Origin of the sequence: Halobacillus halophilus DSM 2266 (assembly GCF_000284515.1) — a bacterium.
Classification (GTDB): domain Bacteria; phylum Bacillota; class Bacilli; order Bacillales; family Halobacillaceae; genus Halobacillus; species Halobacillus halophilus.
In genome coordinates this window covers 2,320,929-2,333,400 of record NC_017668.1, presented here as the reverse complement: position 1 = coordinate 2,333,400, position 12,472 = coordinate 2,320,929, and the positions used below count along the sequence as shown (strand labels likewise).

Here is a 12,472-nt window from a genome sequence, read left to right as displayed (position 1 = left end):
CTATAAAGATTAGCGTAAAATAATTAAGTTATGGGAAAGTAAAAAATAGGAGGGATCGTTAATGAAACCATTTAAAAGAGTATTTTTAGTAGTTATGGATTCTGTGGGGATTGGAGAGGCCCCGGACGCTGAACAATTTAATGATAAAGGAGCCCATACGCTGGGTCACATAGCTGAACGTATGAATGGGCTTAATATGCCGAATATGGGATCACTTGGGTTGAGTAATATTAGAGAAATTCAGGGGGTCGAGCCTTCAAAACAGCCTAAAGCACATTATACAACCATGAGAGAAGCATCAAATGGTAAGGATACGATGACGGGTCATTGGGAAATTATGGGGCTGTACATTGATCAGCCTTTCCGTACATTTCCTGATGGATTTCCGGAGGAACTTCTGAGTGAAATAAAAGAAAGAACAGGGCGTGGCATTGTAGGAAACAAACCGGCATCCGGCACAGAAATTATTAAAGAACTGGGAGAGCATCACATGAATACCGGTGATTTAATTATCTATACGTCCGCCGATTCTGTGCTTCAAATTGCTGCTCATGAAGAGATAGTACCACCTGAAGAACTTTATGAGATCTGTGAACTTTGCCGCGAATTGACACTAGATGAGAAATATATGGTTGGACGAGTAATTGCGCGGCCATTTGTTGGAGAGCCAGGGTCTTTTGAACGTACTTCCAACCGTCATGATTATGCTTTAAAGCCTTTCGGAAGGACAGTTATGAACGAAATGAAAGATGAAAAACTAGATGTAATTGCTTTAGGTAAAATCTCCGATATCTATGACGGCGAAGGTGTAACAGAAGCGATTCGTACGAATGACAATATGGATGGAATGGACAAACTTATTCAATCGATGCAACAAGACTTTACAGGCATGAGCTTTTTAAACCTTGTCGATTTTGATGCGAAATTTGGTCATCGCCGTGATCCAGAAGGATATGGTAAAGCACTTGAAGCTTATGATAAACGTCTTCCAGAAGTACTAGACCTACTAAATGAAGATGATCTTTTGATCATTACAGCAGACCATGGCAACGACCCAGTTCATCATGGTACGGATCATACTAGAGAGCTTGTCCCACTACTTGTTTATCATAATGGAATTAAAGATGGAAAGGAATTAGAGCAGCGTCAGACGTTTGCTGATATTGGTGCCACAATATCTGACAATTTCTCGATTAAAATGCCGGAGCATGGAACCAGTTTTTTAAACGATATTAAATAGGAGGCCCATTATGTATCACTTACACGTAGAAGAAGCTTCAGAATATATAACGAAACAATTAAATGTTCAGCCAACCGTAGGATTAATTCTCGGTTCGGGTTTAGGGGTGCTGGCTGATGAAATTCAAAACCCCACAACAATCCTTTATAGAGATATTCCTCATTTCCCTGAATCAACCGTGTCCGGGCATAAGGGACAATTGGTTATCGGGGAATTGGAAGGAAGACAAGTCATTGCTATGCAAGGCCGCTTCCATTATTACGAGGGGTACAATATGCAGCAGGTTACGTTCCCTGTCCGGGTAATGAAAGAACTCGGCATTGATACCTTGTTTGTAACGAATGCGGCTGGAGGGATTAATGAATCCTTTAACCCTGGTAATCTGATGATTATTACGGATCATATTAACAACATGGGGGATAGCCCTCTTATCGGTCCGAATGATGATGAAAGGGGACCACGATTCCCGGATATGTCAGAAGCCTATGATCGTGACTTGATCGAACATGCTAGACAAAGTGCTGAAAGACTTGAACTAAGTGTGCAGGAAGGTGTTTACGTAGGCAATACAGGCCCAGCTTATGAAACAGGTGCAGAGGTTCGAATGCTACGTGTATTAGGTGGAGACGCTGTAGGAATGTCTACAGTACCTGAAGTTATTACAGCTAGTCACGCAGGAATTCGTGTTCTGGGGATCTCTTGTATTTCCAATATGGCTGCTGGAATATTGGATCAGCCTCTGACTCACGATGAAGTTATTGAAACCACCTCTCAAGTGAGAGAGGATTTCCTTGGATTTGTTAAGGAACTTTTAAAGTCATTACCAGCCTGAAGACATAAATAGTAAAGGGTGAGTTAAATGAGAATGTACGATATTATTGTTAAAAAAAGAGATGGCGGCGAACTAACGAAAGAGGAGATCTACTTCTTTGTAGATGGGTACACCCAAGGTGATATTCCTGATTATCAGGCTTCGGCATTAACGATGGCTATTTACTTTCAAGGGATGACTCAGGAAGAAACAGCTACATTGACTCAAGCAATGGTGGACTCCGGTGAGACAATTGATCTTTCTGCTATCAAAGGACATAAAGTAGATAAACACTCAACAGGCGGTGTAGGCGATAAAGTTACCTTCATTGTAGGTCCATTAGTTGCTTCTGTTGGGGTGCCAGTCGCAAAAATGTCCGGGCGAGGCCTGGGGCACACGGGTGGAACATTGGATAAGCTGGAATCAATTAAGGGTCTGGAAATTGAAATGACAAAAGATCAGTTCATCCATAATGTGAATACTCATAAGCTGGCAGTAGCTGGACAGACTGGAAATCTGGCACCTGCCGATAAGAAGTTATACGCATTGCGCGATGTAACAGGAACTGTCGATTCTCTTCCTCTCATAGCCGGGTCGATTATGAGTAAGAAACTGGCTTCTGGTGCAGACGGCATAGTGTTAGATGTTAAAACGGGCTCTGGTGCTTTTATGAAAACCCTTGAAGATTCAAAAAATTTAGCTCAAGAAATGGTGAATATCGGGAACAACCTTGGACGTCAAACGGTTGCGGTCATTAGCGATATGAATCAGCCGCTTGGGTTTGAAGTTGGAAATGCCAACGAAATTAAAGAAGCTGCTGAAATTCTGCAAGGAAAAAATGTAGAGGATTTGAGAGAGCTATCTTTAGAACTTGCCTCTCATATGACCGTTCTTGCGGAAGTATTTAATTCTTATGAAGAAGCTTATGAGGCTTTGGCGAAGAATTTGGAAAATGGAAAGGCATTTCAAAGTTTGCGGAATCTGGTCGAAGCGCAAAATGGTGATGTATCGATGATCGATAACTTAGACAACCTTCCTAAAGCCAAGCACAAAATCGATGTGAAAGCGGAGAAGAGCGGCTATATAGCTGCAATCGATGCAGAGTCCATCGGAATTGCAGCTATGTACTTGGGTGCTGGACGCGCTACCAAAGATGATGAGATTAATCACGGTGTCGGCATTACCTTGAACAAAAAAATAGGAGATTGGGTGGAAGAAGGAGAATCTCTAGTTGTTCTGAATAGTGATGATGAAGAGCCTCAAGCATCCATTACTAAAGTATTAGAGGCTTATTCTATTGCCGATGAGAAAGTAGAAAAACCTACGCTTATTTATACAGTGATTAAATAAAATTGTTGAGATTTTAAAGTCACATATTTTGAAACAGAGTTCTTCGCTATCCTTTTATAGTGGAGAACTTTTTTATTTAATCAACGGCATTATACATAAATCAGTCCCTTGACGTTTGGGGGGGGGACAGAAAGGAGACGGAAGTTTGAATGCTTGTATGGGTTAATTGTTCCTAAAAACCATAAATAGGCGATTATTGGCTGAAACAGGAATCAAATAGAAGAATAAAATGTTAAAAACAAGGTGTAGAATATTATTTCTGCGCCTTGTTTTTCTTTTCCTATAACTCTGTATAGAAAACCATATAAAGGGAAAAATAGGGGCACTTACAGAAATTGGAGGTCAATTGTATGCAAAAACTCATCGGCTCCATCCTTATTTTAATGGTAACTTTAAGTATTTTACAGCCAGCATCCATAAAAGCAGAAGAAAAATCTGCGCCCGATCTGGTGGATTCTGCTAAATCAGCCATATTGTTAGAAAAAAATAGTGGAATGATGCTCTACGAAAAAGATGCCCATCAGGAACTTCCTCCTGCCAGTATGACAAAGGTAATGACTCTTCTGCTTATAATGGAAGCATTGGAAAAAGAGAATATTAGTCTGGAGGAAAAAGTAAGAATCAGTGAACATGCGGCTTCAATGGGAGGATCACAAATTTTTCTAGAAGCTGGTGAAGAGATGACTGTTCAGGACTTGTTAAAGGGAATAGCTGTAGCTTCTGGTAACGATGCAAGTGTAGCCATGGCGGAGCGGATCGCGGGTTCTGAGAAAGAGTTTGTTAATCAAATGAATAAAAAAGCACAAGATTTAGGTCTGAAAAACACACATTTTGAAAACCCTACCGGACTCCCGGCAAAAGGACATTATAGTACAGCCCATGATATGGCTGTAATGGCTCGCGAACTCTTACTACACGATGAAGTCACTGAATATACAAGTATCTATGATGATTATTTACGTAAAGGCAAGGATAACGAATTCTGGCTGGTCACGACAAATAAGTTAATAAAATCCTATCCTGGTATGGATGGTTTAAAGACGGGTTACACTTCTGAAGCAAAATATTGTCTAACCGCTTCAGCTAAACGGGATGACATGCACATGATTGCGGTCGTAATGGGGGCGGAGACACCTAAAGATCGTAATTCAGATATCACAAGCCTCCTTGATTATGGCTTTGGGCAGTATGAAGGAGTCAAGTTATATGATAAGAAAGATACGTTAAAAACCATGAAGCTCACTAGAGGACAACCTGAGAATATTAAACTTTCTCCTGAAAAAGATGTTGTTATTCTCAAGAAAAAGTCCGAGAAAGAACAGGCTTATGACACTAAAATAAAAATGGTGGAACAAAAGGAACTCCCTCTTTCCAGAGGAGACCATATGGGATGGGTCATCGTTGAGAAAGATGGAAAAGAAGTAGCCAAAGTTCGTCTAGAAACAAAGGAGAAAGTAGAGAAGGCAAGCTTTATCAACTTATGGGAGCGTTCCTGGAGGAATTTGACGAGCTTTCAGAGGTTTTAGCTTTTTGCCACTAGTATTGTTTTTAAGCAGGAATAAGCAGCAGATTTTACGAAAGACTTAAGGACTCTTATAAGTTAGAGGAGGAAACCAATTGAGTCTTCGCGTAGAATTTGTTACTAAAGAAAATGTTTTGGTAGTTCGCTTTGAGGGAGAACTTGATCACCATGAGACAAGTAAGCTTCGCGAATCCTGGCGGGGCCAGCTGCAGCAGAACGATGTAGACCATGTAGTTGTTAATTTAGAAAAACTTAACTTCATGGATAGTTCCGGCCTTGGGGTTATGCTTGGGCGATATAAAGAGGTTCAAGCTTCAGGGAATGAAATGATTATTTGTTCTATATCTCCAGAAGTCAGGCGGTTATTTGATTTATCCGGGATGTTTAAGATTATGAGGCTGGTTGATAGCGAATCCTATGCTCTTGAACTATTGGGGGTGGCTTCATGCGAAATGAGATGACACTCGAATTCTTGAGTGTAAGTGAAAATGAATCACTTGCGCGCGTGGCGGTAGCGGCATTTATCAGTCAGATGAATCCTACAATGGAAGAGCTTACGGATATTAAGACGGTTGTTTCTGAAGCTGTCACAAATGCAATCATCCATGGATATGAGGAAAATCCGCATCAGAAAGTTATGATTTCATGTGCCATTGAGGGCGAACAAATTGAAATTATTATAAAAGATGAAGGCAAAGGAATCAGCGACATTGAAGAAGCTAAAGAGCCTCTCTTCACTTCAAAACCTGAATGGGAACGTTCCGGTATGGGATTTACAATTATGGAAAATTTCATGGATAAGGTGGATGTCACTTCTGAACCAGATAGTGGGACAACAATCCGTATGATGAAGCAGCTCACCTCAACTAGAGCTTTATGCAATTGAGGCGGATGCTACTATGAGTGATACTACAAAAGAACGCTTATCTGACCATAATGTCAAAGAACTGATTCGAAGAAGTCAAGCCGGAGACCAGGATGCACGGGACTTTTTAGTCGAAAAAAACACTCGATTGGTATGGTCGGTCGTGCAGCGTTACTTACGCAGGGGATATGATCAAGACGATCTTTATCAAATTGGCTGTATCGGCTTGCTCAAATCAATTGATAAATTTGACCTTAGTTATGATGTTCGTTTTTCCACGTATGCTGTTCCTATGATTATTGGAGAAATTCAACGGTTTATCCGAGATGACGGAACCGTTAAGGTCAGTCGGAGTTTAAAAGAATTGAACCATAAAGTCAGAGGAAAAAAAGAAGAATTAATGAAGGTTTATGGACGATCCCCTACAGTGAATGAATTGGCTGAAGCTCTGGGAATGACGAGAGAGGAAATCGTCCAGGCGGAGGAAGTTGGACGATCTCCACAATCTATATATGAAACGGTTTATGAAAATGAAGGAGACCCTATCACGCTAGTTGACCAAATTGCAGAAGAAGAAGATAACTGGTTTGAGCAAATTACCCTTCAGGATGTATTAAGCAGGCTTGAAAAAAGGGAACGGCTGATAATCTACTTGCGTTACTATAAAGATCAAACCCAGACGGAAGTAGCTGAACGTTTAGGTATTTCTCAGGTGCAGGTTTCAAGGCTTGAGAAAAAAATACTGGCTGATATGAAACAGACGATGAATGATACGAGTTAAACTGCGTTCAATAAGAGCGCAGTTTTTTTGTTGTATGCAATTGTATGTTTTTTTCCAATCGCACACATAATAAGCGTAAGTCACAGACAGGGAGGCGAAATTATGACGACTCCTGTTTATATCCGTATCAAACAATCGATAAATACAGACCATTTATCGACGATACGATTAGGAGATATAGCTCGTATCACTGGATCCAGACGTTACGAAACTGTGTTACCAAATATGGTTGTTCACAAAGTGAAAGCTGATGACCAAAACATAGTAGTTATTGATGGCTTCATGATTATTGAACAAGTTCTTTCTAAGTTTCCCCAAGTAGAAGTAGAACTGCTCGGTCCAACCCAATGTGTCGTTCACATTGAAAAGCATAAAAAGCAACCTTCTCTTTTACTGATTTCAGGGATTTGGGTGCTTCTTTTTATCGGTGCCGCCATGGCCATTATGAACTTTCATTATGACGTAAGCATGGAATCTGTACAGCAAAAACTCCATTTCATGCTCACGGGAGAAGAGAAAGAACATCCTTTATGGATTCAAGTTCCTTATTCTCTGGGGCTTGGAATAGGGATGATCCTGTTCTTTAATCATTGGTTTCAAAAACGTTTTAACGAAGAACCAAGTCCTATGGAAGTAGAAATCTTCAATTATCAGCAAGATTTAGATCGGTACGTAGCTGTAAAAGAAAATAAGGTGGAAAAACAGGATGCAGATCATTGAAGCACTTATCGGACTTGCCTCAGGTATAGCTGTGGGGACCGGTTTCGTTGCTTTTTTAACTGTATTAGGGATTGTACCTCGATTAATGCAGCTTAGCCACTCAGAGTCTAAGCTGCGCTTGTATGAGGCAGCGGTTATTCTGGGAGTATTCTTTGGAATATACTTATCGTTTGGCGATGGTCCCATACAAGTATCTATCATTGGTCTTGTGATCTGGGGGCTTTTTCACGGAATCTTTATTGGAATGCTGGCAGCTGCATTAACAGAAGTATTGAATGTATTTCCACTTTTATTTAAAAGAGTCGGTGTAGATGGTTTTTTATTTACTCTTCTTATGGCTCTCGTTCTAGGTAAAATTGCCGGATCACTTTTTCAGTGGCTGGTCTTTGTTCGATAACCACTTATAAAATAGAGGAGGTATATGCTTTGGACAAACAAAAACTGAACGAACAGAATTATGAGAAGGCGAGTAAAACTTATCAACCTAAACCTCCTTATGTACTTAATGTAATTAAGGCCTTCATTGTAGGGGGACTAATATGTGTGTTTGGAGAATTGATTACAGAAATGTACGTTCATTGGTTTGATTACTCTGAAAAGGATGCAGGCAACCCCACTGTAGCTACGTTAATTCTTTTGTCTGCACTGGCTACAGGCTTCGGAGTTTACGATAAACTGGGACAGTTTGCAGGTGCGGGCTCGGCCGTTCCAGTGACCGGATTTGCTAATTCAGTTACATCTGCAGCACTTGAGCATAAGAGTGAGGGGCTGGTTCTAGGTGTAGCCACAAACTTATTTAAACTGGCGGGATCTGTCATTGTGTTTGGAGTAGTAGCTGCTTATGTGCTAGGTATATTACGTTATCTTTGGTCGCTTATCTTTTAGGAGGAATATACTATGGGAAAAACGGGCGTGCAATCATGGTCTTTTACTAATCCAGTTTATATACAATCTTCAGGTACCGCAGTAGGTCCTCTAGAAGGACAGGGGCCACTCAGCAGCACTTTTGATCGTGTTCATGATGATCTTCACTGCGGAGAAGAAAACTGGGAGCTGGCGGAACGTCGTTTGATGATAGATGCTGTCCATTCCTGTCTTCAAAAAGCAGGAGTAGACGAATCGAGTGTTGATTTATTTTTAGCAGGTGATTTATTGAACCAGAACGTTACGGGCAACTATGTTGCCAGACAATTAGGAATCCCTTTGATTGGTATGTTCGGTGCCTGTTCTACCAGCATGGAAACCTTAGCTACAGCTGCAGCTTTAGTAGAATCTGGCTACTCAAAACAGGCATTAGTGGCAGTAAGCTCACATAATGCCACGGCAGAAAGGCAGTTTAGATACCCAACTGAATATGGAGGACAAAAACCTAAGACGGCAACCTTTACGGTAACAGGAAGTGGCGCAGCGTTAGTATCGACGACGCCTTCTCCAGTAAAAATTGAAGCAGCTACTATTGGAAAAGTCATGGATTACAAAATTAAAGATCCATTTGATATGGGATCGGCTATGGCTCCCGCTGCCTGGGATACAATTAAAACCCACCTGGAGGATATGGGAAGAGTACCGGAAGATTATGATGTCATTGCTACTGGGGATTTATCTTCAATAGGAACACCAATTCTACGTGATTTAATGAAGCAGGATGGTTATGATATTACACCTGTTCATAAGGATTGCGGTTTAATGGTTTATCATAGTGACCAGCCCGTTTTTAGCGGGGGAAGCGGATGTGCCTGTTCGGCCGTCGTTACCTATGGAAAGTTACTCGATGATTTAAAGCTGGGTACTTACCAGCGTATATTAATCGTCGCAACTGGAGCTTTAATGAGTCCTATGATGATACAGCAGAAAGAATCCATCCCTGGTATCGCACATGCTGTAGTTTTAACGAAAGGAGAAACCTCTCGATGAATTTTCTATGGGCTTTTGTGGTAGGTGGAGGAATCTGTGTGATTGGGCAGCTATTACTTGACTTCGCGAAATTAACTCCTGCCCACGTCATGTCATCTTTCGTAGTAGCCGGTGCGGTGCTCGATGCATTTGACTTATATGATAATTTGATTGAATTTGCGGGCGCAGGTGCAACGGTCCCAATTACAAGCTTCGGTCATTCGCTTTTACATGGGGCTATGGAACAAGCGGATGAACATGGCATTATAGGCATAGCTATTGGTATTTTTGAGTTAACATCAGCAGGTATCGCATCAGCCATATTATTCGGTTTTATCGTAGCTGTCTTTTTTAAACCGAAAGGATAGAAATTGATTAGGGAGGTGACATCTTTGAGTGAGCCGTGCAAAACCCCAATTGTGATGAAACTAGAACAAAATCGTAAAGTAATGAATGAACGGGTGGGTGTCGGTCAATCATTTGATATAGGTTTTCGTACGTTGCATCTGCTAAATCATGAAGTTAATCTTTACTACGTTACCGGCTTATGTGAAACGCCTATTATCGTGGAACTGATGAGACAGCTATTCGAAATGAATGAATTTGAAAGTGAAAGCGAGATGCGCTCGGTTTTTCAGCAGATCAAAGATGAGATTCCTCACCAGCAAGTTGAAGTGGTTTCTTCAATTGAGAAATGTATCACTCAATTATTATCAGGATTAGTTGTAATCTTCGTACAAGGGGAAACAGAAGCTTTCATCGTAGATGTTCGATCGTATCCCGGACGAACACCAGAGGAACCCGACACAGAGAAAGTTATTCGCGGATCCAGGGATGGTTATACAGAGAATATTATTGAAAATACCGCTCTAACTAGAAGGCGAATTCGTGATGAGCGTTTGAGGCATGAAATCATGCAAGTTGGAGAACGTTCGAAAACAGATATCTGTTTGTCGTATATTCAAGATGTAGCAGACCCGGGACTTGTGAAGCTCATTAAGAAGGAAATAAAAAATATTAAGATTGATGGGCTATCCATGGCTGACAAAACACTGGAAGAATTTCTTGTTCATCAAGGACGGAACCCTTTTCCGCTCGTAAGATACTCGGAAAGACCAGACGTTACAGCCGCGCACTTATTTGAAGGGCATGTCGTGATTATGGTGGATACATCCCCGAGTATGATCATTACTCCAACTACTTATTTTCATCATGTCCAGCACGCCGAAGAATTCCGCCAATCACCGGCTGTCGGGACTTTCGTAAGGTGGGTCCGTTTTTTTGGGATATTTGCTTCTGTATTTTTGCTGCCTCTCTGGATGCTATTTGTTATGCAGCCGGACTTATTACCCGAGCAGCTATCATTTATTGGACCTAATGAAGAAAGTACGATACCAGTGATCATACAAATTTTATTAGCGGATTTAGGACTTGAGATGCTCAGAATTGCAGCCATCCATACGCCTACGCCACTATCTACGGCAATGGGTTTAATTGCTGCCGTATTAATAGGACAAATTGCTATTGATGTCGGGATGTTTGTACCCGAAGTAATATTATATGTCGCTGTCAGTGCTATAGGCTCATACGCTACACCCAGCTACGAGCTTTCTGTCGCGAATAAAATGTCCCGCGTCCTGCTTGTCATATTTGTCGCTATGTTTGGTATAAAAGGATTTATGATTGGTATGACCCTGTATATAATAATACTTGCTCATACGAAATCTCTAAACACTCCTTATCTTTGGCCGTTTCTTCCATTTAACGCTAAAGCAGCACTTCAGATTGTTTTACGGATGTCTATGCCTTCCTTGAAAGTAAGACCGAGCATTGTTCATCCCCAGAATAATCAGAGACAAAGGTCGTAATTATATTGCCGGTTCTTTATCAATGTGATAAATTAAAATAAATCAACTCGAGAGATGTTCCTTTTATGAAGGAGCATTTTCTTTTTAAGAGCTACAAAAGGCGGTGTTTTTTATGAATTATGAAACAGATCAGCAAGGAGCGCTTCTGATTGGTGGCATTGCGGCCAAAGATTTAGCCGATCAGTATGGAACTCCCTTATATGTATATGACGTGGATAAAATGCGAGCAAATGCCAGGGCGTTTGTAAACACCTTTAAGGATTATGATATACCTGCACAGGTAGCTTATGCGAGTAAGGCGTTTTCATCAATTGCTATGCTTGAAGTAGCTCATCAAGAAGGGTTAAGCCTTGATGTGGTATCAGAAGGGGAACTTCATACGGCCCTTGAGTCTGGTTTTCCTGCTGAAAAGATTCACATGCATGGAAATAATAAAAGTATTCAGGAACTGGAAATGGCGGTTGAGAATAATATAGGCTGTATCGTGGTTGATAACTTCTATGAAATTGAACTGCTTCATGCTATTCTGCAAGAACAGCAAAAGGAAATGGACGTTCTACTTCGTGTAACTCCAGGAATAGAAGCACATACTCATGATTACATCCTGACTGGTCAGGAGGATTCAAAATTTGGGTTTGATATGTCCAGTGGTCAAGCAGAAGAAGCCTTTCAAAAAGTTAGGGACGCAAGTCGAATAAACATGAAGGGGCTGCACTGCCACATTGGTTCGCAAATATTTGAAACGAGTGGATTTGAAATGGCTGCGCGTAAACTCTTTTCAGCTCTTAATGATTGGTCTGAAAAGTATGACTACCAAGCATCCGTCTTAAATTTAGGGGGAGGATTTGGTATTCAATATACGGAAGAAGATCAACCGTTAGACCTGGACCAATATGTACACTCCTTAATAAAGGAAGTGACAAATCTTTCTACCTACTACAATTATCCTATTCCTGAAATTTGGATTGAACCAGGCAGGGCAATCGTAGGGGAAGCTGGAATTACGTTATATACAGTTGGGTCTATAAAAGAGGTGCCAGGAATCAGAACTTACGTTTCCGTGGATGGAGGAATGACAGACAATATCCGTCCAGCGCTATATCAAGCAAAGTACGAAGCTGTATTAGCTAACAAAATGAAGGAACGAAGCCATCAAGAATACGCTATTGCTGGAAAATGTTGTGAATCGGGAGATATGCTAATCTGGGAGACTGAACTTCCGAAAGTCGAACATAAGGATTTACTTGCAGTTTTTAGTACGGGAGCGTATGGTTATTCTATGGCAAACAATTACAATCGCTTTCAAAAGCCAGCTGTTGTTTTTGTTGAGAATGGCAACCATCAGTTGGTTGTCCGAAGAGAAAGTTATCAGGAAATGACAAGGTTAGATTTATCTTATTTGCACAGAGAGGGGTAGAAAGA

At 41.0% G+C, this 12,472-nt stretch carries 14 protein-coding genes; all 14 read left to right on the top strand.

Features of this window, described 5'->3' with window-relative positions:
• Positions 1 to 61 precede the first annotated feature (61 nt).
• The 14 genes from deoB (at position 62) to lysA (ending at position 12,467) form a co-directional block, all read left to right on the top strand.
• Positions 62 to 1,240: a phosphopentomutase gene (deoB, locus tag HBHAL_RS11500; RefSeq protein ID WP_014643592.1), complete on the top strand. Its 1,179-nt coding sequence runs from the start codon at positions 62 to 64 to the stop codon at positions 1,238 to 1,240.
• Between the two features lie 10 nt (positions 1,241 to 1,250).
• Positions 1,251 to 2,072, top strand: coding sequence for a purine-nucleoside phosphorylase (locus HBHAL_RS11495; RefSeq protein ID WP_014643591.1), 822 nt, complete (start codon positions 1,251 to 1,253; stop codon positions 2,070 to 2,072).
• A 27-nt stretch (positions 2,073 to 2,099) separates the two neighbouring features.
• Positions 2,100 to 3,401: a pyrimidine-nucleoside phosphorylase gene (locus HBHAL_RS11490; protein ID WP_014643590.1), complete on the top strand. Its 1,302-nt coding sequence runs from the start codon at positions 2,100 to 2,102 to the stop codon at positions 3,399 to 3,401.
• A gap of 350 nt (positions 3,402 to 3,751) precedes the next feature.
• Complete coding sequence (locus HBHAL_RS11485; protein ID WP_014643588.1) at positions 3,752 to 4,927, top strand: D-alanyl-D-alanine carboxypeptidase family protein; 1,176 nt, start codon at positions 3,752 to 3,754, stop codon at positions 4,925 to 4,927.
• A 91-nt stretch (positions 4,928 to 5,018) separates the two neighbouring features.
• A complete protein-coding gene (gene spoIIAA / locus HBHAL_RS11480; protein ID WP_014643587.1) occupies positions 5,019 to 5,384 on the top strand; it encodes an anti-sigma F factor antagonist in 366 nt (121 codons plus the stop codon).
• Entirely contained in the window at positions 5,369 to 5,809 is a 441-nt protein-coding gene (gene spoIIAB / locus HBHAL_RS11475; RefSeq protein ID WP_014643586.1) for an anti-sigma F factor, read from the top strand. Before spoIIAA ends, spoIIAB begins: the two co-directional genes overlap by 16 nt.
• Positions 5,810 to 5,822: 13 nt before the next feature.
• Positions 5,823 to 6,569, top strand: coding sequence for an RNA polymerase sporulation sigma factor SigF (gene sigF, locus HBHAL_RS11470; protein ID WP_014643585.1), 747 nt, complete (start codon positions 5,823 to 5,825; stop codon positions 6,567 to 6,569).
• 102 nt (positions 6,570 to 6,671) lie between these two features.
• Positions 6,672 to 7,289 carry a stage V sporulation protein AA gene (locus HBHAL_RS11465; protein WP_014643584.1) on the top strand — a complete coding sequence of 206 codons (618 nt, stop codon included), beginning with the start codon at positions 6,672 to 6,674 and terminating at the stop codon, positions 7,287 to 7,289.
• Complete coding sequence (locus HBHAL_RS11460; protein ID WP_014643583.1) at positions 7,276 to 7,686, top strand: stage V sporulation protein AB; 411 nt, start codon at positions 7,276 to 7,278, stop codon at positions 7,684 to 7,686. The genes HBHAL_RS11465 and HBHAL_RS11460 overlap by 14 nt, the downstream gene beginning before the upstream one ends.
• Before the next feature lie 29 nt (positions 7,687 to 7,715).
• Positions 7,716 to 8,174: a stage V sporulation protein AC gene (gene spoVAC, locus HBHAL_RS11455; RefSeq protein ID WP_014643582.1), complete on the top strand. Its 459-nt coding sequence runs from the start codon at positions 7,716 to 7,718 to the stop codon at positions 8,172 to 8,174.
• Positions 8,175 to 8,186: 12 nt separating this feature from the next.
• A complete protein-coding gene (spoVAD, locus tag HBHAL_RS11450; protein ID WP_014643581.1) occupies positions 8,187 to 9,203 on the top strand; it encodes a stage V sporulation protein AD in 1,017 nt (338 codons plus the stop codon).
• Entirely contained in the window at positions 9,200 to 9,550 is a 351-nt protein-coding gene (gene spoVAE / locus HBHAL_RS11445) for a stage V sporulation protein AE (RefSeq protein ID WP_014643580.1), read from the top strand. Before spoVAD ends, spoVAE begins: the two co-directional genes overlap by 4 nt.
• Positions 9,551 to 9,604: 54 nt before the next feature.
• The gene (locus tag HBHAL_RS11440; RefSeq protein ID WP_051005642.1) at positions 9,605 to 11,050 is read left to right on the top strand and encodes a spore germination protein; all 1,446 of its coding nucleotides are present in this window, start codon (positions 9,605 to 9,607) and stop codon (positions 11,048 to 11,050) included.
• A 112-nt stretch (positions 11,051 to 11,162) separates the two neighbouring features.
• Positions 11,163 to 12,467, top strand: coding sequence for a diaminopimelate decarboxylase (gene lysA, locus HBHAL_RS11435; RefSeq protein ID WP_041601342.1), 1,305 nt, complete (start codon positions 11,163 to 11,165; stop codon positions 12,465 to 12,467).
• Positions 12,468 to 12,472: the final 5 nt, after the last annotated feature.